Annotated in this window: 26 protein-coding genes and 3 tRNA genes; 21 read left to right on the forward strand and 8 right to left on the reverse strand. The window is 71.1% G+C overall.

Going from position 1 to position 19,739, the window contains the following annotated elements; translation table 11 throughout:
* The first annotated feature begins 56 nt into the window (after positions 1-56).
* From KLO01_RS10080 to KLO01_RS10095, 4 genes are read left to right on the forward strand one after another with little or no spacing between them, the layout of a single operon-like run.
* Positions 57-818, forward strand: coding sequence for an SDR family NAD(P)-dependent oxidoreductase (locus KLO01_RS10080; RefSeq protein WP_147064661.1), 762 nt, complete (start codon positions 57-59; stop codon positions 816-818).
* 21 nt (positions 819-839) lie between these two features.
* The gene (locus KLO01_RS10085; RefSeq protein WP_147064663.1) at positions 840-1,646 is read left to right on the forward strand and encodes a serine hydrolase; all 807 of its coding nucleotides are present in this window, start codon (positions 840-842) and stop codon (positions 1,644-1,646) included.
* 29 nt (positions 1,647-1,675) lie between these two features.
* Positions 1,676-2,323, forward strand: a complete 648-nt coding sequence (locus tag KLO01_RS10090) for a class I SAM-dependent methyltransferase (RefSeq protein WP_147064666.1) — start codon at positions 1,676-1,678, stop codon at positions 2,321-2,323.
* 11 nt (positions 2,324-2,334) lie between these two features.
* Complete coding sequence (locus KLO01_RS10095) at positions 2,335-3,114, forward strand: helical backbone metal receptor (RefSeq protein ID WP_147064668.1); 780 nt, start codon at positions 2,335-2,337, stop codon at positions 3,112-3,114.
* On the opposite strand, the gene KLO01_RS10100 is transcribed toward KLO01_RS10095, so the two are convergent.
* Entirely contained in the window at positions 3,102-3,596 is a 495-nt protein-coding gene (locus KLO01_RS10100; RefSeq protein ID WP_147064670.1) for an ASCH domain-containing protein, read from the reverse strand. The two genes, KLO01_RS10095 and KLO01_RS10100, sit on opposite strands and share 13 nt — an antisense overlap.
* Before the next feature lie 59 nt (positions 3,597-3,655).
* Between KLO01_RS10100 and KLO01_RS10105 the strand changes: the two genes are divergently transcribed.
* From KLO01_RS10105 to KLO01_RS10140, 8 genes are all read left to right on the forward strand, one after another.
* Positions 3,656-4,699, forward strand: a complete 1,044-nt coding sequence (locus tag KLO01_RS10105) for a zinc-dependent alcohol dehydrogenase family protein (RefSeq protein ID WP_147064672.1) — start codon at positions 3,656-3,658, stop codon at positions 4,697-4,699.
* Between the two features lie 99 nt (positions 4,700-4,798).
* Positions 4,799-4,871 (forward strand) — tRNA-Thr (locus KLO01_RS10110).
* A 44-nt stretch (positions 4,872-4,915) separates the two neighbouring features.
* Positions 4,916-4,989: transfer RNA gene (locus tag KLO01_RS10115), tRNA-Met, on the forward strand.
* 125 nt (positions 4,990-5,114) lie between these two features.
* Positions 5,115-5,282 (forward strand): 50S ribosomal protein L33, encoded by a 168-nt coding sequence (rpmG, locus tag KLO01_RS10120; protein ID WP_009776014.1) that lies wholly within the window; start codon positions 5,115-5,117, stop codon positions 5,280-5,282.
* A 95-nt stretch (positions 5,283-5,377) separates the two neighbouring features.
* Entirely contained in the window at positions 5,378-5,827 is a 450-nt protein-coding gene (locus KLO01_RS10125; protein WP_147064674.1) for an FAS1-like dehydratase domain-containing protein, read from the forward strand.
* A complete protein-coding gene (locus KLO01_RS10130; RefSeq protein WP_147064676.1) occupies positions 5,824-6,246 on the forward strand; it encodes a MaoC/PaaZ C-terminal domain-containing protein in 423 nt (140 codons plus the stop codon). The genes KLO01_RS10125 and KLO01_RS10130 overlap by 4 nt, the downstream gene beginning before the upstream one ends.
* On the forward strand, positions 6,246-7,319 hold the full coding sequence (locus tag KLO01_RS10135; protein WP_147064678.1) for a UDP-N-acetylmuramate dehydrogenase: 1,074 nt from the start codon (positions 6,246-6,248) through the stop codon (positions 7,317-7,319). The genes KLO01_RS10130 and KLO01_RS10135 overlap by 1 nt, the downstream gene beginning before the upstream one ends.
* 10 nt (positions 7,320-7,329) lie before the next feature.
* Positions 7,330-7,734, forward strand: coding sequence for a YjbQ family protein (locus KLO01_RS10140; protein ID WP_147064680.1), 405 nt, complete (start codon positions 7,330-7,332; stop codon positions 7,732-7,734).
* Positions 7,735-7,919: 185 nt separating this feature from the next.
* Here the strand turns inward: KLO01_RS10140 and KLO01_RS10145 are convergent, their stop codons facing one another.
* Positions 7,920-8,429, reverse strand: coding sequence for a helix-turn-helix domain-containing protein (locus KLO01_RS10145; protein ID WP_147064682.1), 510 nt, complete (start codon positions 8,427-8,429; stop codon positions 7,920-7,922).
* A 268-nt stretch (positions 8,430-8,697) separates the two neighbouring features.
* Positions 8,698-9,357 (reverse strand): FMN-dependent NADH-azoreductase, encoded by a 660-nt coding sequence (locus KLO01_RS10150; protein WP_147064684.1) that lies wholly within the window; start codon positions 9,355-9,357, stop codon positions 8,698-8,700.
* Positions 9,358-9,476: 119 nt separating this feature from the next.
* Between KLO01_RS10150 and KLO01_RS10155 the strand changes: the two genes are divergently transcribed.
* Positions 9,477-9,974: a MarR family winged helix-turn-helix transcriptional regulator gene (locus KLO01_RS10155; RefSeq protein WP_147064686.1), complete on the forward strand. Its 498-nt coding sequence runs from the start codon at positions 9,477-9,479 to the stop codon at positions 9,972-9,974.
* A 57-nt stretch (positions 9,975-10,031) separates the two neighbouring features.
* On the opposite strand, the gene KLO01_RS10160 is transcribed toward KLO01_RS10155, so the two are convergent.
* The 5 genes from KLO01_RS10160 to KLO01_RS10180 form a co-directional block, all read right to left on the reverse strand.
* On the reverse strand, positions 10,032-10,535 hold the full coding sequence (locus KLO01_RS10160; RefSeq protein WP_147065239.1) for a metallophosphoesterase family protein: 504 nt from the start codon (positions 10,533-10,535) through the stop codon (positions 10,032-10,034).
* Between the two features lie 61 nt (positions 10,536-10,596).
* Positions 10,597-10,902 (reverse strand): biopolymer transporter Tol, encoded by a 306-nt coding sequence (locus KLO01_RS10165; RefSeq protein ID WP_147064689.1) that lies wholly within the window; start codon positions 10,900-10,902, stop codon positions 10,597-10,599.
* 6 nt (positions 10,903-10,908) lie between these two features.
* Positions 10,909-11,958, reverse strand: coding sequence for an adenosine deaminase (locus tag KLO01_RS10170; RefSeq protein ID WP_147064690.1), 1,050 nt, complete (start codon positions 11,956-11,958; stop codon positions 10,909-10,911).
* A complete protein-coding gene (locus tag KLO01_RS10175; RefSeq protein ID WP_147064692.1) occupies positions 11,955-12,470 on the reverse strand; it encodes a DUF5709 domain-containing protein in 516 nt (171 codons plus the stop codon). Before KLO01_RS10175 ends, KLO01_RS10170 begins: the two co-directional genes overlap by 4 nt.
* 4 nt (positions 12,471-12,474) lie before the next feature.
* Positions 12,475-13,767 (reverse strand): aspartate aminotransferase type Ic, encoded by a 1,293-nt coding sequence (locus tag KLO01_RS10180; RefSeq protein WP_147064695.1) that lies wholly within the window; start codon positions 13,765-13,767, stop codon positions 12,475-12,477.
* Between the two features lie 167 nt (positions 13,768-13,934).
* Here KLO01_RS10180 and KLO01_RS10185 point away from each other — a divergent pair, with 167 nt between their 5' ends.
* The 8 genes from KLO01_RS10185 to KLO01_RS10220 all read left to right on the forward strand — a co-directional run bounded on the left by KLO01_RS10185 (position 13,935) and on the right by KLO01_RS10220 (position 19,739).
* Positions 13,935-14,777, forward strand: coding sequence for an endonuclease/exonuclease/phosphatase family protein (locus KLO01_RS10185; RefSeq protein ID WP_186828001.1), 843 nt, complete (start codon positions 13,935-13,937; stop codon positions 14,775-14,777).
* A gap of 233 nt (positions 14,778-15,010) precedes the next feature.
* A tRNA-Trp gene (locus KLO01_RS10190) sits at positions 15,011-15,083 on the forward strand.
* A 31-nt stretch (positions 15,084-15,114) separates the two neighbouring features.
* Entirely contained in the window at positions 15,115-15,387 is a 273-nt protein-coding gene (gene secE, locus KLO01_RS10195) for a preprotein translocase subunit SecE (RefSeq protein ID WP_186828002.1), read from the forward strand.
* A 73-nt stretch (positions 15,388-15,460) separates the two neighbouring features.
* Positions 15,461-16,381, forward strand: coding sequence for a transcription termination/antitermination protein NusG (nusG, locus tag KLO01_RS10200; protein ID WP_147064701.1), 921 nt, complete (start codon positions 15,461-15,463; stop codon positions 16,379-16,381).
* Between the two features lie 69 nt (positions 16,382-16,450).
* Entirely contained in the window at positions 16,451-16,888 is a 438-nt protein-coding gene (gene rplK, locus KLO01_RS10205) for a 50S ribosomal protein L11 (protein WP_147064703.1), read from the forward strand.
* A gap of 140 nt (positions 16,889-17,028) precedes the next feature.
* Positions 17,029-17,751 (forward strand): 50S ribosomal protein L1, encoded by a 723-nt coding sequence (rplA, locus tag KLO01_RS10210; protein ID WP_147064706.1) that lies wholly within the window; start codon positions 17,029-17,031, stop codon positions 17,749-17,751.
* Between the two features lie 240 nt (positions 17,752-17,991).
* Positions 17,992-18,975, forward strand: coding sequence for an ABC transporter ATP-binding protein (locus KLO01_RS10215; protein WP_147064708.1), 984 nt, complete (start codon positions 17,992-17,994; stop codon positions 18,973-18,975).
* Positions 18,972-19,739 (forward strand): MlaE family ABC transporter permease, encoded by a 768-nt coding sequence (locus KLO01_RS10220; protein WP_147064710.1) that lies wholly within the window; start codon positions 18,972-18,974, stop codon positions 19,737-19,739. The genes KLO01_RS10215 and KLO01_RS10220 overlap by 4 nt, the downstream gene beginning before the upstream one ends.

A 19,739-nucleotide genomic window follows, 5' to 3' on the forward strand; every position in this document is an offset into this window, starting at 1 on the left:
GGCGGCCGCACCGTGGGTTTGGGTGACCTGCGCGACCCAGTGGCACGATGACGCCCATGCAGATCGCCCAGACCTCCGCCATCGTCACCGGCGGCGCCTCCGGCCTCGGTGCCGCGACGGCCGCCGCCCTCGCCGCCCAGGGCGCCCACGTCCACGCCTTCGACCTCGCCTCGGCGATCGAGCAGGCCCCGCAGGTCGACGGTGTCACCTACGTCGCGACCGACGTCACCGACGAGGAGCAGGTCCGCTCCGCCGTCGCGCAGGCCTCCGCCGACCCCGCCGCCCCGCTGCGCATCGTCGTCAACTGCGCTGGCATCGGCCCGAGCGCCCGCATCCTCGGCAAGAAGGGCGTCCACGACCTCGCGCTCTACCGCAAGGTCGTCGAGATCAACCTCGTCGGCTCGTTCACCGTCCTCGCCATCGCGTCCGAGGCCATCGCGCAGACCGAGGCCGACGAGCACGGCCAGCGCGGCGTCATCGTCAACACGGCGAGCATCGCGGCCTACGACGGCCAGGTCGGCCAGGCGGCCTACAGCTCGTCCAAGGGCGGCATCGTCGGCCTCACCCTGCCGGCGGCCCGCGACCTCGCGCAGTACGGCATCCGCGTCTGCACCATCGCCCCCGGGATCGTCGAGACGCCGATGCTCGCCACCGTCTCCGACGAGTTCCGCGCCGGCCTCGCCGCCGGTGTGCCCTTCCCGCAGCGCCTCGCCCTGCCCACCGAGTACGCCAAGCTCGCGCTCGCGATCGTCGACAACGACTACCTCAACGGCGAGACGATCCGCATGGACGGCGCCCTGCGCATGGCCCCGCGCTGACGCGACGCCCCTCTCGCTGACATGTCCCTCACCCTCGAGCTGCTGCCGGGCGTCGACTGGTCGGTCCACGTCGTCGACCTCGGCAGCGGCGAGGTGCTCGCGTCCCACGCGCCCGACCAGCTGCTCTCGACGGCGAGCGTGGGCAAGGTCTTCGTCCTCGTTGAGCTCGCCGAGCGCCTCCGCGCCGGCACGCTGGCACCCGACCAGCCGCTCGACCGGCGGGCCGTCACCCCGGTTGCCGACTCCGGTCTGTGGCAGCACCTGTCGAGCGACGTCCTGCCGCTCGACGACGTCGCCCGGCTCGTCGGCACGGTGAGCGACAACTGGGCCACCAACGTCCTCATCGACCTGCTCAGTCTCGATCCGGTGCGCGCCCGCGCGCGCCAGTGGGCGCCCCGCGGCTCCGACCTCGTCGACGTCGTGCGCGGCCTGCGCGGCCCGGACGACCCTCCGCACCTCAGCCTCGGCTGCGCCGCCGACCACGTCGACGTGCTCGCGCGGCTCTGGGCCGAGCGCTCCACGCCCGGCTCGGTCGGTGAGCTCGTCCTCGGGTGGCTCTCGTCGGGCATGGACCTGTCGATGGTCGCGTCCGCGTGGCACCAGGACCCGCTCTCGCACGCGGAGGAGACCGCCGGTCCCGTCCTCGTCAACAAGACCGGCACCAACCTCGGCGTCCGCGCCGACGTCGGGGTGCTCGACAGCGGCGGGCGAGCCACGGCATACGCCGTCCTCGCCAACTGGACCGAGAACCCTCCCGGCACCCGCCGCGACGACGTCATGGACGCCCTGCGCGGCATCGGCGACGCCCTGCGCGCTGCCCTGTCCTGACCGCCGCCGGGCGTGACAGGCTGGCGTCCATGACTCCCAGTGACCACGGGCACTTCGACACCGCAGCCAGCACCTGGGACGACGACCCGGCCAAGGTCGAGCGCGCGCAGTCCACGGCGGCCCTCCTCGCGCAGAAGCTGCCCCTGCGCGGCGACGAGCGCGTCCTCGAGGTCGGCGGCGGGACGGGGCAGCTCAGCCTCGCGCTCGCGGACCGGGTCGGCTCGGTGCTCGTCACCGACGCCTCGTCCGGCATGGTCGAGGTGGCGCGCGCCAACATCGAGCGTGCAGGGGTGGGGGAGCGGCTGTCGGCGGAGCAGCTCGACCTCGTGTCCGACCCGCTGCCGGACGAGCGCTTCGACGGCGCCTGGGCGCAGCTCGCGTTCCACCACGTGCACGACCTCGACGCCCTGCTGGCGCGGGTCCACGAGGTCCTCGTGCCCGGTGGCTGGCTCGCCGTCGTCGACCTCGATGATGACCGCGCCGGAGCCTTCCACGCGAACCACGACGACTTCACCGGTCACCACGGGTTCGACCGTGGCGCCTTCGCCGAACGTCTGCGCCGCAACGGTTTTCGCGATGTCACCATCTCCGACGCGGGCTCGGTCGAGAAGGAGCTCGGCGGTGACGACCAGGGCCGTGGGACGTTCTCGATGTTCCTCGCGGTCGGCCACGCCTGAGGCGCGCCCCGATGACCCGCACGTTGCGCGACGACCTCGGCTTCGAGGTGTCCCTCCCGGACGACCCGGTATGCCGTGTCGTCTCGCTCGTCCCCTCCCTCACCGAGGCCGTGGCGGCGACCGCCCCCGACACGCTCGTCGGCGCGACCGACTGGTGCACGCATCCCGCCGACCTCGACGTGGCCCGGGTGAGGGGGACCAAGAACCCCGACCGCGCCGCCATCGCCGCTCTCGCACCGGACCTCGTCATCGCCAACAAGGAGGAGAACCGCGAGCTGGACGTGCAGCGGCTGCGCGCGGACGGCATGCCGGTGTGGGTCACCGACATCGAGACCGTCCCGCAGGCGCTGGCGTCGATGCGACGGCTGATCGTCGAGGCGTGCGGGTGGCACGAACCCACGTGGCTCGTCGAGGCCGAGCGGCTCTGGGCGGGCGACGTGCCCCGGGCGCGGGCCACGGTCGTCGTGCCGATCTGGCGCGACCCCTGGATGGTCGTGGGGCACCCGACGTTCACCGCCGACCTGCTCGCGCGCGTAGGGCTCGAGGTGGTCACGGCCGGTGAGCCCGGCCGCTACCCGCACGTCGACGTCGAGCGGCTCGACGCGGCGGGCGCCGACCTCGCGCTGCTGCCGGACGAGCCCTACGTCTTCACCGCTCACGACGGGCCGGAAGCGTTCTCGCGCACCGCAACCCGGCTCGTCAACGGTCGCCTCATCACGTGGTACGGCCCGTCACTCGTCGAGGCGCGATCCGCGCTGGTCGAGTCGACGTCGCTGGATCAGTCCGAGTAGAGGACGCGGAACCGCTCGCAGACGACGGGCATCTCGGTCGCGAACCCGCGGTCGTGGGTGGCCGCGTCGGTGAAGAAGCGCTGGTGCACCTCGCGCCAGTGGGCCAGCGACAGGTCGCCCTCGCCCTCGAGCCGGGCGTGCTCCTCGCCGACCTCGTCGAACGGCACGACCTCGACGGCGACCGTCTCGATGAGGGCGCGGGGCTGGCCCGAACCGTCGAGGACGATGCTCAGCGCGCCCGCCTCGGGCAGTGGCTCGTCGTCGGCCTCGTAGTCCCACAGCGCGCTCGCCGTGGCGGTCTTGGTCCCGGCGAGCACGAGGCCGAGCAGCTCGTCGGCCTGGGCCGGGTTCGCCCCGAACGACCACGCCGGCGGCGGCACCGAGTCGAGCGGCGTCGGGCCGAAGTAGGCCGCGGAGACGTTGAGCTTGGCGTGCACCCGCGCCAGCTCCCAGAAGGTGGCAACGGCGTCGTCGTGGCTCATGCGGCAACCCTAGGTGGGCAGCCCGGGCCCGGCTCGGCCGGGACGTGGAGACTGGAGGCATGAGAGCTGCGGTCCACACGGCATACGACGAGGTCCTGACCGTCCGCGAGGTGCCGGAGCCGACGTGCCCGAGCGACGGCGTCGTCATCGCCGTCGGCGCCACCGGCGTCTGCCGCTCCGACTGGCACGCCTGGAAGGGCCACGACCCCGTCGAGCTGCCGCACGTCCCCGGACACGAGCTCGCGGGCACGGTCGCCGAGGTCGGCGCCGACGTCACGCGCTGGCAGCTCGGCGACCGCGTCACCGTGCCGTTCGTCTGCGGGTGCGGTGTCTGCGAGTACTGCGCCGCCGGCGAGGCGCAGGTGTGTCCCGACCAGACCCAGCCGGGGTTCACCGGGCCGGGGTCCTTCGCCGAGCGGGTGGCGATCCACGCCGCCGACGTCAACCTCGTCGCCCTGCCGGACTCCGTCGACCTCGTCACGGCGGCGTCGCTCGGGTGCCGCTTCGCCACCGCGTTCCGGGCGATCACCGCGCACGGCCGCCTCGAGCAGGGGCAGGTGCTCGCCGTCCACGGCTGCGGTGGTGTCGGTCTGTCGGCCGTGATGATCGGCGTGGCCCTCGGTGCGACCGTCGTCGCCGTCGACGTCAATGCGGCCGCGCTCGAGCGGGCCCGCGAGCTCGGCGCCACCCACGTCGTCGACGCGAGCAGCGAGAGCGACCCGGCGGCCACGATCCGCGAGCTCACCGGGGGAGGGGCCCACGTGTCGCTCGACGCCCTCGGCGCCCCGGCGACGGCAGCCGCGTCGGTGGCCTCCCTGCGTCGCCGCGGCCGGCACGTCCAGGTCGGGCTGCTGCTCGGCGAGGCCTCGACGCCGCCGCTGCCGATGGACCGGGTGGTCGCCCACGAGCTCGAGATCCACGGCTCGCACGGCATGGCCGCGCACGAGTACCCCGCCATGCTCGCCCTCGTCGCCGACGGCACGCTGCGACCCGACCGGCTCGTCGGTGAGGTCATCGGGCTGGACGGCGCCGGGGAGGCGCTGGCCGCGATGGACCGGCCGGCGACGTCGCCCGGGATGACCGTCATCAACCTCTCGACCTGACGCCGGTCGGGGCTCCCGGGGGGTGGATTTCGTCCGCGCGCGGGAGTCCGTGTAGCATCGCCGTCGCACTCAGCCCGGGTCTGACCCGGTGCCTGATCGGCCCCCTTAGCTCAGTCGGTAGAGCGTTTCCATGGTAAGGAAAAGGTCGTCGGTTCGATTCCGACAGGGGGCTCTGGTCCGGACCAGCACCACCGCGTGATGGTCCTCGGCCCCCAAGGCGGGGTAGCTCAGCTGGTTAGAGCGCACGACTCATAATCGTGAGGTCGCGGGATCGAGCCCCGCTCCCGCTACTCAAGGCGATTTCGGGGAATACCCGAGGTCGCGTATTCTGTTGTGCTGGCGTCGCGCGAACTCGCTTCGTGAGTCGGCGCGACACGACCACCCAGATCAAACTTTTCGAGAGCAGGTTGCCCCGATGGCCAAGGCCACTGACGTCCGCCCCAAGATCACCCTGGCGTGCACGGAGTGCAAGGAGCGCAACTACATCACCAAGAAGAACCGTCGGAACGACCCCGACCGGCTCGAGCTGGCGAAGTTCTGCCCCCGCTGCAAGAAGCACACCGAGCACCGCGAGACCCGCTGACCCCAGCGTCTCAGCCTCGCCGAAGCCGCCCCCACGTCTCGTGGAGGGCGGCTTCGCCGTTCCGGGCGGGGGAGCGGGTTGCCTAGAGTGTCCGCATGCCCGTGAACGCAGACTTCCAGGGTCGGTCCTATCCGCCGAGCGGCCCGTATGCCGTGACCGCGGCCGACATCGCCGCCTTCGCCTCCGCGGTCGGTTCCGACGACCCCGTCCACCACGACCCCGAGGTCGCCCGGGGGGCCGGCTACGCCGACGTCATCGCCCCGCCGACCTTCGCCGTGACGATCGCCCAGCGGTGCGACGCCGAGTACGTCAAGGACCCCGAGTCCGGCATCGACTACAGCCGCGTCGTCCACGGCGAGCAGCGCTTCGTCCACCACCGACCGATCACGGCCGGTGACGAGATCCTCGGTGAGCTCACGGTCGACTCGATCCGTTCCGCCGGTGGGCACTCGATGATCACGACCCGCACCGAGCTCACCGCGGGCGGGGAGCCCGTGTGCACGTCGACGTCGACCATCGTCGTGCGAGGAGGGGAGGACGCATGAGCATCCGCACCGCAGCCGAGACCCAGGCCGGCGACGTCTTCGGGCCGCACACCGTGCCCGTGGCCCGCGAGACCCTCGTGGCCTACGCCGATGCCTCCGGCGACCAGAACCCCATCCACCAGGACGAGGACTTCGCGAAGTCCGTCGGCCTGCCCGACGTCATCGCCCACGGCATGTGGACCATGGGCGCCGCCGGCTCGGCCGTGTCGAGGTGGGCCGGCGGCGCCGGACGCGTCGTCGAGTTCGGCACGCGCTTCACCAAGCCCGTCGTCGTGCCCGCGACCGGTGCCGACGTCGTCATCGGCGGCACCGTCAAGAGCGTCGACAGCCAGACGCGTCGCGCCGTCGTCGACATGACCGTGACCGCCGGCGGCGAGAAGGTCCTCGGCCGCTGCGTCGCGACCGTCCAGCTCGACTGATGAAGGAGACCCACGACGCCCCGCTCTCCCAGCACACGACGATGCGGGTCGGCGGGCCCGCCCAGCGCCTCGTCGTCGCCGAGACGATCGACGAGGTCGTGGACACGGTGCGTGAGGTCGACGACGCCGACGAGCCGCTGCTCGTCCTCGGCGGTGGGTCCAACCTCGTCATCGCCGACGCCGGCTTCGCCGGGACGGTGCTCAAGCTCGCCACCTCCGGCATCGACGTCGAGTCGCAGGACACCTGCGGCGGCGCGATGGTCCGCGTGGCCGCCGGTGAGGTGTGGGACGACGTCGTGGAGCGTGCCGTCGCGGAGGGCTGGTCCGGGATCGAGGCGCTGTCCGGCATACCGGGTTCGACGGGCGCGACGCCCGTCCAGAACGTCGGCGCCTACGGCCAGGACGTCGCGCAGACGATCGCCCGCGTGCGCGTCTTCGACCGGCAGGCGCAGGAGGTGCGCACGTTCAGCGCCGCCGAGTGCGCCTTCACCTACCGGCACTCGCTCTTCAAGGCGACCTCGCAGTACGTCGTGCTCGATGTGACCTTCCAGCTGCGCGTGGCCGACCGCTCGCAGCCGATCGCGTACGCCGACCTGGCCAAGGGGCTGGGCGTCGAGGTGGGCGCGCGGGTGCCGCTCGCCGAGGCGCGCGAGGGCGTCCTCGAGCAGCGCCGTCGCCGCGGCATGGTGCTCGACCCTGCCGACCACGACACGTGGAGCTGCGGCTCCTTCTTCACCAACCCGATCATGTCGGCCCGGCGCTTCGACGAGCTCGCGACCCGGGTCTCCACTGAGCTCGGCGACGACGCCCCCACCCCGCCGCGGTTCGCCGACGCCAGCGGGGACGTCAAGACGAGTGCCGCGTGGCTCATCGACAAGGCCGGCTTCGGCAAGGGCTTCGGTATGCCGGGTCCCGCGGCCCTGTCGACCAAGCACACCCTTGCGGTGACGAACCGCGGCACGGCCACGGCGGCGGACGTCGCGGCGCTCGCCAGGCGGGTGAGGGACGGCGTGCACGACCGGTTCGGGGTCACACTGGTCAACGAGCCCGTCTTCGTCGGCCACGAGCTCTGAGAGGTGACGCATGCGGACCATGACCCTGGAGCTGTGGACCGGGGGTGAGGACGTGGTCCTCGACCTCACCGACCAGTGCGCGGAGTTCGTGCTCGACCAGGGCGACGGGCTGCTCCACGTCTTCGTCCCCCATGCGACCGCCGGCATCGCGATCATCGAGACCGGCGCGGGCTCGGACAGTGACCTCCTCGCGGCGCTCGACGACCTGCTGCCCGCGGACGGCCGGTGGCGGCACCGCCACGGCACGGTCGGACACGGCCGCTCACACGTCATGCCCGCGCTCGTGCCGCCCTACGCCTCCATCCCGGTCGAGGGTGGGCACCTCGCCCTCGGGCAGTGGCAGAGCATCTGCCTGGTCGACCTCAACGTCGACAACCACGAGCGCAGCGTGCGGCTCGACTTCCTCGCCGGCTGACGGGGCCGGCGGCGGCAGGGGCGGCTGCCCCGGCTGGGGCGGTGGGGCGGGTGGCGCGCCCGTGGTCGTCCTCGTGGGCGAGCCCGCACCGCTGGTGCTCGTGTGAGGAGTGTCTTTGCTGCACCCCGTGACGCACGTCGACGGCATACGCCGGATCGGTCGTCCGGATCGCTCGTGACGCGCGGTCACGCGACGTCGTCGTCACGGGGGAGCGCCCACGGTGCTTGCGCTGGCCGAGGTGCGTACCACTGCGGCTCCGGCACCAGCCCCCGGAAGAACTCGCGGTGCCACCACCAGTTCGGTGGGTCGACGACCGCGTGGGTCTCGTGGCGTGCAGGGAAGCGCCGGCTGCCGTCCCGCACGCGAGCAACCAGCTCGGTCTCGGACCACGAACCGGACCCCACGACCTCGGCAGCGCCCGCGTCGCCGTCGCGGTGCCGCACGAGGGCGAGGCCGAAGCCCGTCCCGTCGAGCGCCTCGACGACGTCACCGAGCGCGAACCGCGCGGCACCGGTCTCGAGGCGTGCGATGCGGCTCGCCGGCCATCCCCGCATCGCGGCGTAGGCCCGCTGCGACAGCCCGAGCCGTCGCCGGTGGTCGCGCAGGGCGAGCCCCACGGTGCCGGCGACCGTGAGCCGGGCAGTGGCTTCGTCGAGGTCCGCGGCTCGCTTGGCCGCGCGCTGCTCAGGTGTCATGCCGTCGACAGTGCGCCGACCTCCCGCCGCGCTCCAGAGCGCCACGCCCGACCTGTGGACGGCACCACCTGCCGGCCGAGGCTGTGGACAACCCGTGACTCCGTTGCCCCGCGTGCTGACGCAAAGACACCCCCATTCGCTCCCACCTGTGACGCACGGGCCTGTTGCGTCACAGGGTGGAGCAGATGGGGGTGTCTTTGCGTCCCGACGCGGAGCAAAGGCACTCCTCTGCCGGACACGTGCGCGGCGCCCCGCTGGGGCGCGACGATCAGGCTGCGCTGCGCAGCTTGAGGGTCACCGACCGGCCGCTGGTGCGGGCGACCTCGTGCGACTCCGCGAGCTGCTGGCGAGCGAGGTCGCGCAGCTCGGCCATCTGCGGCGTGACCTCCGCGAGGGTCAGCTCGGTCTCGATGACGTCGAGGTCCAGCCCCCAGACGTCCTCGAAGATCCGACGCAGGTATGCCGTGGCGTGGTCCCAGCCCTCGCGCGGGGTTCCCTCGGCGTAGCCGCCACCGCGGGCGATGACGAGGAACGCCGGCTTGCCCTTGACCGTCTCGGTGCCCGGCGCGAAGCGGGGGTCGGAGATCACGGTGTCGATCCAGGTCTTGAGGTGCTGCGAGACGCCGAAGTTGTAGAGCGAGGTCGCGACGACGATGGCGTCGGCGGCCACCAGCTCGTCGGCCAGCTCGGCGGCGACGGCCTTGGCGGCGACCTGCGCGTCGGTGCGGTCCTCCTCGGCGACGAAACCGGCGAACGCCGAGGTCGCCCAGACGTCGTTGGCGAGCGGGTTCATCCCGACGTCGCGCCGGACGACGGTCGTGTCCGCGTCCTCCGCCTCGACGATGGAGGCCTCGAGGGTGTCAGCGACGGCTCGGCTCACCGAGCCCTCGGTGCGGATGCTGGAGTCCAGCCGGAAGATCGTGCTCATCGCGTGCTCCTGGTTCAGAGGTGGGGAGACCGGGTGGTCTTCCGCCAAGATAGTATGTCAAACAGATCATCGTGCAAATCGATGATCGCGACAGCAGCCTTCTCCGCTAGACTCGACGTATGACCCAGGTGAACGACGTCCCCGTGCAGGCGCAGGCCCGCGCCGCGGACGTCGACCTCGGTCAGGCGCTCGGAGCACTGCTGCGGCGCTACCTCGAGTCCGCCCGCGGAGTCGTCGACCAGCTGCCCGGTGGACCTCGTGGGTTCCAGATCCTGTCGATCGCCGCCGAGGGTGTGTGCAGCAACCAGGCGACGATCGCCCTGCGGCTCGGCATCGACCGCACCGTCATGACCTACCTCGTCGACGACCTCGAGAAGGCCGGCATGGTGACGCGACGCCCGGACCCGGCCGACCGCCGCGCCCGGCAGGTGGTCCTCACCGGCAAGGGTGGCAAGACCTTGGGCAGCGCCTCGGCACGCATCCGCGAGGTCGAGCGCGGCGTCCTCGGCGCTCTCACGGATGACGAGGCCGATCTCTTCCGCTCTCTCCTCGCCCGCGTCACGGCCGACGTCCCCGCCGACCACTCCGCCTGCTCGGGCCCCGCGCCGGACTGCTGAGAGCCCCGCGGTCCGTGCCCAGCGGCCCGCGCTCAGCGCCCGCGCCCCGCGACCCGCTCAGCGCCCCCGCACCGGCAGGCGGTGCAGCTCGAGCCCGGAGATGACGCCACCACCGACCGTGCAGGTGAGATAGGTGCAGGTCGGCTGACGCCGCCGGTCCGTGGGCGAGCCCGGGTTGAGCAGCCGGAGCCCGTCGTGCTCGGTGTCCCACGGGATGTGGCTGTGCCCGAAGACGAGGACGTCGACGTCGGGGTGCTCCGCGCGCATCCGCTCCTCGCGCCGTTGCTTGGGGCCGGTCTCGTGGACCACGCCCCACCGCAGGCCGCCGAGCTCCACGTGCGCCACCTCGGGAAGCCGGCGTCGCAGCTCCGCGCCGTCGTTGTTGCCCCACACACCGACGACTCGTGCCGCCCTCGCCTCCAGCGCATCGAGCAGGTCAGGTGTCACCCAGTCCCCGGCGTGGATGACGACGTCGGCGGCCTCGGCCTCCGCCCACACCTGCCGGGGCAGGTCGCGCGCGCGAGCCGGAAGGTGGGTGTCGGCGAGCAGGAGGAGCCGCACGCGGCCACCATCACCGGCAGCGCCGCCACCAGCACCACCACTCCCTGACACCACCCCGGCGTCAGTCGTCGAGTCGGTCGAGCTCATCCAGCGCCTCCTCCCAGCGACGGCGCCGCTCGGCGTCGTCCTGGTCCCACCATGCCGTCCCGCGCTCACCGAGCCCGTGCTTGGCGAGGTCGACCCGACGACGCGAGGGTGCCGGGTCTTCACCGGCCTTCGTGGCCGAGCGCACCCCCGAACGTCCACGCCCGAGGTGCGACAGCAGCCGCTCGGCGACCTCGGGAGGCAGCGCCGGGTCCTGGCGCCGCCACCGGCGACCGTCGACCACGAGCCAGCGCTCGTCGTCGGTGCCCTGCGTCTCAGCCACCGTGCGTCACTGCGCGAGCCACGCGTCGATGTCGGCGTATGCCGTCTCGCGCACCTCGGTGGGCGCACGCGAGGCCCGCAGCGAGGCCCGGGCGAGGTCGGCGAGCTCGGCGTCGGTGAACTCCAGCACGCGCGCCACCTCGTACTGCTCCTGCAGCCGCGAGCCGAAGATCAGCGGGTCGTCGGCGCCCAGGGCCACCGTCGCCCCGGCATCGACGAGCTGGCGCAGCGGCACGTCGTCGATCCCGTCGTAGACGCCCAGCGAGATGTTGCTCCCCGGGCACACCTCGAGCGCGACGCCGTCCTCGACGACCCGGTCCAGGGTCCGGGGGTCCTCGATCGACCGGACGCCGTGCCCGAGCCGGTCCGGCGACAGGGATGTGAGGGTCCGCTCGATCGCGTCCGGTCCCAACAGCTCACCCGCGTGCGGCACGAGCGCGAGCCCGGCACGACGAGCGATCGCGAAGGCGGGCGCGAACGCCTCGGTCTCACCACGTCGCTCGTCGTTGCTCAGGCCGAAGCCCACGACGGCACCCGGTCCCTCGCCGGCATACCGGGCTGCGAGGCGCGCCAGGGTTCGCGCCTCGAGCTCGTGACGCATCCGCGAGGCCGCGACGATGACGCCGACCTGCGCCGCGCCCGGCTCACGCGACACCGAGGCCGCCTCGTCGAGGACGATCTCGAGGGTGGGGGTGATGCCGCCGACGAACGGCGCGTACGACGTCGGGTCGACCTGGAGCTCGAGCCAGCGCGACCCCTCGGCGCCGTCGTCGAGAGCGGCCTCGCGCACGATCCGGCGCATGTCCGACTCGCCGCGCACGCAGTGGCGGGCGGCGTCGTAGAGGCTCTGGAAGCGGAACCACCCACGCTCGTCGCGCGTCTCGAAGGTCACCGGCCAGTCGTCGCCGAGGGCGGACGGCAGCCGCAGTCCGTGCGCCTGCGACATCTCGCGCACGGTGGAGACCCGCATCGAGCCGGTGAAGTGCAGGTGCAGGTGCGCCTTGGGGAGGGTGGCGGTGTCGCGCTCGCGGACCGCCCCGGGCGGGTCGGGGCTCACTCCTCGACGATGTGCATGGCCGACTCCTCGGCCGACACGTCCGCGGAGTCGCCGCGGCCACCGAAGCCCTCCTCGGCCACGAGGGCCTTCTCCTCGTCGGGGCCAAGGCCCTCGTCCGGGCTCGTCAGCGACCCGGCGTCGAGGTCCTCGTCACCGTCGTCGTCCGGCTCCCCGAGGAAGTCGTCCTCGGCGGCGATGGAGTCGACGTCGTCCCCGCCCGCGCGCGGCTCGGGGTCGAGCCCCGACTCGTTGTCCGGTGCGCCGTAGGCCGAGTCGGGGTCAGGGACCTCCTGCGCGATGCGCTGGTCGATCGTCTCCTCCTGCGCCTGCTCCGACGCTGTGGTGCCCCACTCCGTGTTGCGCGGCTGCAGGTCCGGCGGCGACACCGGCAGGTTGTCGCCCTCGCTCGAGTCGAGCAGGTCGGGCTGGCCGCCTCCGGCGTCCACGCTGTCGTCGAGGCTCATCGAGCCCAGGTCGTCGTCGAAGCTCTCGGTTCCGGGCTGGTCGCTCATGACCTCAGCCTCGCACGCCCGCAAGCTTTTCGGCGGCAGCGAGGAGGACGCACGTCGCGACGCCCGCCATCGCGGCCTCGACCTCGTCGAGGACGGGGAACGAGGGCGCCAGGCGGATGTTGCGGTCGCGCGGGTCGTGGCCGAGCGGGAACGAGGCGCCGGCCGGGGTGAGCGCGATGCCCGCACCCTTGGCGAGCTCGACGACGCGGGAGGCCGTGCCGTCGAGGACGTCGAGGTTGACGAAGTAGCCACCCGAGGGCTTGGACCACGTCGCGACCTCACGACCGGCGAGGGCCGAGGTGAGCGCCTCGTCGACCGCGGCGAACTTCGGGCCGAGGATCTCGCGGTGCTTCCTCATGTGCTCGCGCACGCCGTCGGCGGTGCCGAAGAACTGCACGTGCCGCAGCTGGTTGACCTTGTCCGGGCCGATGGAGGCGAACTGCTGGTGCCCGAGGTACCAGTCGACGTTCGCCTTGGACGCCGCGAGGAACGCGACACCGGAGCCGGCGAAGGTGATCTTGGAGGTCGACGCGAACATGATCGGCCGGTTCGGGTGGCCCGAGCCCGAGGCGAGCGTGATGATGTCGGCGCTCTTGGCCTCGTCCTCGGTGAGGTGGTGGAAGGCGTAGGCGTTGTCCCAGAAGATGCGGAAGTCGGGGGCCGCCGTCTCCATCGACGCGAGCGCGCTGGCGACCTCCTGCGAGCAGGTCGAGCCCGACGGGTTCGCGTAGGTCGGGACGATCCACATGCCCTTGACCGCGGGGTCCTTGACGAGCTCGCGCACGGCGGCGACGTCGGGGCCGTCGTCGTTCATCGGCACGGTGAGCATCTCGATGCCGTAGGACGCGAGCATCGTGAAGTGCCGGTCGTAGCCCGGGACGGGGCAGACGAACTTCACCGTCTCCTCCTGCCCCCACGGACGCGGCGAGTCGGGAGCGCCGTGGAGCAGGAGCTGGACGAGGCAGTCGTGCATCATCGTCAGGCTCGAGTTGCCGCCGGCGACGACCTGCTCGGTCTCGACCCACAACAGGTCGGCGAACATCTGGCGCAGCTCGGTGATCCCCGACAGGCCGCCGTAGTTGCGCACGTCGGTCCCGCTCGCGTCCTTGTGCCCGCGCGGGAGGCTGAGCAGCTCGTTGCTGAGGTCGAGCTGCTCGACCGACGGCTTGCCGCGCGTGAGGTCGAGCGTGAGCCCGCGATCCTTGAGAGCGGCGTATGCCGTGCGCTGGGTTTCGAGGAACGCCTCGAGCTCGGCGGGGGAGAGGGACGACAGGGCGGTGGCGGTCGACTCGGTCACGGGTCCATGCTTCCAGACCCGGTGCAGCCGTGGCAGACCCGTTCACACTGGGGACGCCCACCGTGCGACCGGGGACTCCTCCCCATGGCCCGAGCCCTCTCACACTGCGATGGTGAGGACCCCGGGGGGCCGAGACGCGGCGTCCCATGTCCCGACTCGGGGGAGACATGACACGTACCCAGACCCGCCACGGCGCCGCGCTCGCGGTGGCCACGTTGGCCCTCACCGGCGCCATCGGCGCCGCCACCGCGACGAGCGCCCAGGCGGCGCCCTCGTCGATCTTCGTCATCTCGCACAACCTGCAGAAGAAGAACTCCGCCGTCGACCGGGTGGCCCAGCAGGCCAGGGAGCACCCGGGCGGTGAGGTCCTGCTGTTCCAGGAGGTCTGCGCCCAGCAGGTCGACCGCATCAAGAAGCTCGGCCAGGCGGTCTACCGCGAGCGCAAGGCGGTCAACAAGAACTGCGGCGGCAAGGGCGTGGGTGAGATGGCCGTGTGGACCGGCGGCAACCGTGTCGGCACGTCCAAGCACAACCTCGGCGCGCAGCAGGAGGGCGGTCACACCTACGGCCTGGCCTGCGTGACCTTCACGCACTCGGCCCGCAAGACGCGCGCCTGCTCGACCCACCTCGCCGCAGGCGGTGACCGGTTCGACCCGGTCCGTGAGGCCACCGCGTCAGCGATCCGCGACAAGGCGAACGGCTGGATCACCGGCGACAAGCTCAGGGTCATCGTCGGTGGCGACTTCAACAGCCGCCCCGGCGACGCCGCGATGGACTACATGTACGCCGATGGCGGCAGCACCGCGACGGGTCCGTTCCGTGAGCTGCACCAGATGAGGACCGGCAAGCCCGCGCGGGGCGGCCTCAACACCTTCTACAAGAAGAAGATCGACTACATCTTCGTCTCCAAGGTCGACTCGCGCTCGCAGGGTGGCACCGAGCACGCTCGCAAGATCACCGACTCCGACCACCGGGTCCTCTTCGGGTCCGTGCCGCTGAAGTCCCGCTGAGGCCATGAGTCGTCCCCGTCACGAGCGAGCGGCCCGTGACGGGGACGACGGGCGACCAGGAGCAGGGGGCGCCCTCGGCCCGGTTCCGCTCGGCTGACGGCGGTCGGGGCGCCTCGGTCCGACGGTTTCGCGTCGGGCCGGGGCGTCACGTATGCTGTTCCTTCGGTGAAAGCACCATGATTCGTCATGCCTGCCGACACCTCCGGAACCACTCACCCAACGGGTGCGTTCCTAGGGCAGTGGCTCAATTGGTAGAGCACCGGTCTCCAAAACCGGCGGTTGGGGGTTCGAGTCCCTCCTGCCCTGCACGTTCAGATCATCTCGGAGAAGAGGAACCGTGACGGAAGTGGGCGAGTCCCGCGACTCACGCCAGGCGAGCAAGCGCGCCGGCAAGAGTGGCAACCCCGTGTCACGGCTGTTCGGCTCCCTGGGTCTGTTCATCAGCCAGATCCTCGACGAGCTCCGCAAGGTCGTGCGCCCCACGCGCTCCGAGCTGTGGAACTACACGCTCGTCGTCATCGTGTTCGTCTCGGTGATGATGGCGCTCGTGTCCGGGCTCGACTTCGGCTTCCAGAAGCTCGTCGGCCTGGTCTTCGGCAACGGGGGCTGAGCCCCCGGGCGCGTCCGAGACGCCGCGCCCGCCCCACGATTGAACCCACCGCTGTACAGGAAGTAGGTCTGCAGTGTCCGACCACACGACGTCCCAGGACGCCGAGTCGACCTCCGGCGACCCCGAGACCCTCGCCGTCGACGACACCGAGAGCGCCGCTCAGCGTGAGTCGCTGTCCCTCGGCGACACCGCCCCCGCGTTCCTCGACGCCCCCATCTCCGACCCGGCCGACGACGTCGACACCGACGAGTCCGAGTCCGACGACAGCGACGAGTCCGACTCCGACGAGTCCGACGACGACGCCCCCGCCGAGAGCACCCTCGAGGCCGCGACGACCGAGTCCGACGAGGACGGCGACGTCGTCCCGACCGACATCGACCCGGTCAAGGCGTTCAAGGAGGACCTCGCCAGCAAGTTCGGCGACTGGTACGTCATCCACTCCTACGCGGGCTACGAGAACCGCGTGAAGACCAACCTCGAGACCCGGATCCAGTCCCTCAACATGGAGGACTTCATCTTCGAGATCGAGGTCCCCATGGAGGAGGTCACCGAGATCAAGAGCGGTCAGCGCAAGCTGGTCCGCCGGGTCCGGATGCCCGGATACGTCCTCGTCCGCATGGACCTCACCGACGAGTCGTGGGGCGCCGTGCGCCACACGCCCGGTGTCACCGGCTTCGTCGGCAACGCGCACCAGCCGGTGCCGCTGAGCCTCGACGAGGTCTACACGATGATCAAGCCGGCCGAGCTCGAGATGGCCGCAGCCGCTGCTGCGGCCCCCGGCTCGCCCGCCTCCTCCGGTGGCTCGTCCGCCGACACCCCGCTCGTCGACTTCGAGATCGGCGAGTCGGTCACCGTCATGGACGGCCCCTTCGAGACCCTGCCGGCGACGATCTCCGAGATCAACGCCGAGAGCCAGAAGCTCAAGGTCCTCGTCTCCATCTTCGGCCGGGAGACCCCGGTCGAGCTGTCGTTCAGCCAGGTCGCCAAGATCTGACGCTCCGCAGCACTGCAACCGGGTCATCGCCCACGGCGTGGGCCCACAACCAACAAAGGAACACAGAACATGCCTCCCAAGAGCAAGAAGGTCTCCGGCTACATCAACCTGCAGATCCAGGCAGGTGCCGCGACCCCGGCTCCCCCCGTCGGCCCGGCCCTCGGTCAGCACGGCGTCAACATCATGGAGTTCGTCAAGGCCTACAACGCTGCGACCGAGCACCAGCGGGGCAACATCATCCCCGTCGTCATCACCGTCTTCGAAGACCGCACCTTCACCTTCATCACGAAGACCCCGCCGGCCTCCGAGCTCATCAAGAAGGCCGCTGGCGTCCAGAAGGGCTCCGGCGAGCCGCACAAGACCAAGGTCGCCAAGCTCACCAAGGACCAGGTCCGCGAGATCGCCGAGCAGAAGATGCCCGACCTCAACGCCAACGACGTCGACGCCGCGATGAAGATCATCGCCGGCACCGCGCGCCAGATGGGCATCGAGACCGACCTCTCCTGAGGTCACCACGACCGTTCCGTATGCCGTCCGCCCACGCGGGCGGCCGGCATACGGGAAGCGTTTCCCCACCTGGGGCAAGCGCGTGGGAGGGCCAGCGCTGGCCCGGACCACAACTCCATCCCTGACACACAGGAGCAGACATGAAGCGCAGCAAGAGCTACCGCGCCACCGCGGAGAAGATCGACGGCGACAAGGCCTACGCCCCGCTCGAGGCCGTCCGCCTCGCCAAGGCCGGCGCCAAGGCCAAGTACGACGAGACGGTCGAGGTCGCCATGCGACTCGGCGTCGACCCCCGCAAGGCCGACCAGATGGTCCGTGGCACGGTCAACCTCCCCAACGGCACGGGCAAGACCGCCCGCGTCCTCGTCTTCGCCAACGGCGACAAGGCCGAGGCCGCCAAGGCTGCCGGCGCCGACTTCGTCGGTTCCGACGACCTGCTCGAGAAGGTCGCCGGCGGCTGGCTCGACTTCGACGCGATCGTCGCCACCCCTGACCTCATGGGCAAGGTCGGTCGTCTCGGCAAGGTCCTCGGCCCGCGTGGCCTCATGCCCAACCCGAAGACCGGCACGGTCACGATGGACACGGCCAAGGCCGTCACCGACATCAAGGGCGGCAAGATCGAGTTCCGCGTCGACAAGCACGCGAACCTCCACTTCATCATCGGCAAGGCGTCCTTCGACGAGAAGGCGCTCGTCGAGAACTACGCCGCCGCGCTGGAGGAGATCCTGCGTCTCAAGCCGGCCTCCTCCAAGGGCCGCTACATCAGCAAGGCCACGATGTCGACGACGATGGGCCCCGGTGTCCCGCTCGACTTCACCAAGACGCGCAACCTCCTCGAGGACGACGCCCAGGCCGACGCCTGATCGTCTCTCGCACGTCGCGACTACGACCCCCGTTCCTTGGAACGGGGGTCGTTTCGTCGTTGGGTCGACGCCAATCCGCCACGGAGGCCCGTTGTGACCTTGACTGCTCTCCGTGGCTGCAACTTGTTTCCGAGGTAACCCCGGGGTAACTTCGCCGAAGCCCTGTTGCACGGTCGCCCGGGCCCAGCCCGCGGCGACGACCCCCTGCCACGCAACTCGGGCCGGAAATGAGGTTGTGACATGGGTGTCGCCATCGACGTCCAAGGGCTGACGAAGTCCTTCGGGTCCCAGCAGATCTGGAACGACGTCACCCTCACCCTCCCCCCGGGCGAGATCTCCGTGATGCTCGGTCCGTCCGGCACCGGCAAGTCGGTCTTCCTCAAGACCCTCGTCGGCCTGCTCAAGCCCGACAAGGGCTCGATCATCATCAACGGCGACGACCTCGTGACGCTCAAGGAGGCCGACCTCTACGAGGTCCGCAAGCTCTTCGGCGTGCTCTTCCAGGACGGCGCCCTGTTCGGGTCGATGAGCCTCTACGACAACGTCGCGTTCCCGCTGCGTGAGCACACGAAGAAGTCCGAGAGCGACATCAGGAACATCGTCCTCGAGAAGATGGACCTCGTCGGTCTCTCCGGGGCCGAGGACAAGCTGCCCGGCGAGATCTCCGGCGGCATGCGCAAGCGCGCCGGCCTCGCCCGCGCCCTCGTCCTCGACCCCGAGATCCTCCTCATCGACGAGCCCGACTCCGGCCTGGACCCGGTGCGCACGTCCTACATCAACCAGCTCTTCATCGACCTCAACGCGCAGATCGACGCGACGTTCCTCATCGTCACCCACGACATCAACACCGCGCGCACGGTCCCCGACAACATCGGCCTGCTCTACCACCGCCACCTCGCGATGTTCGGACCGCGCGAGATGCTGCTCAGCTCGGAGGAGCCGGTGGTGCGCCAGTTCCTCAACGCGCAGACCATCGGCCCGATCGGCATGTCCGAGGAGAAGGACGCCGACGAGCTGGCTGCGGAGTCGGGCCAGGAGCTGCCGCCGCTGCCGCCCATCCCGCTCCAGCTCGGTACGAGCGACGGCACGCCCCGTCGCGCCGAGAAGGCCCCGGGGGAGTGGTGCCGCGAGAACGGCGTGACCCCGCCACCGGGCTCGTTCGAGTCCGGCAACGCCGGCGTCCCCGGCGTCAACCAGTCGCGTGACGAGGCGGCGACCCGATGAACCTCCTCACCGGCCCGCTCAAGCAGGCGGGTGCCTTCTTCGCGATGGCCCTCGACGTCCTGCGTGCCCTGCCGAAGCGGCCGTTCCAGACCAAGGAGTTCATCCAGCAGTGCTGGTTCATCGCCTCGGTGACGATCGTGCCGACGGCGCTGGTGTCGATCCCGTTCGGCGCGGTCATCGCGCTCCAGCTCGGCACGCTCACCCGTCAGCTCGGCGCCCAGTCGTTCACCGGAGCGGCCAGCGTCCTCGCGGTCGTGCGTGAGGCCTCGCCGATCGTCACGGCCCTGCTCATCGCCGGCGCCGGTGGCTCGGCCATCTGTGCCGACCTGGGCTCGCGCAAGATCCGCGAGGAGCTCGACGCGATGGAGGTGCTGGGCATCAGCCCGATCCAGCGCCTCGTCGTGCCCCGGGTGCTCGCGGCGATGCTCGTCGCGGTCCTCCTCAACGGGCTCGTCTCGGTCGTCGGTGTCGCGGGCGGCTACTTCTTCAACGTCGTCATCCAGGGCGGCACACCGGGCGCCTACCTCGCGTCGTTCACGGCCCTGGCCCAGCTCGCCGACCTCTGGACCTCGGAGATCAAGGCCCTGCTCTTCGGTGCGGTCGCGGCCCTCGTCGCCTCCTACAAGGGCCTCACGGCCGGTGGTGGCCCCAAGGGCGTCGGCGACGCGGTGAACCAGAGCGTCGTCATCACCTTCATGTTCCTGTTCGTCATCAACTTCGTCGTCTCGGCGATCTACTTCCAAGTCGTTCCGCAGAAGGTCTGA

Source organism: Knoellia locipacati, from assembly GCF_007992835.1.
Lineage (GTDB): Bacteria > Actinomycetota > Actinomycetes > Actinomycetales > Dermatophilaceae > Knoellia > Knoellia locipacati.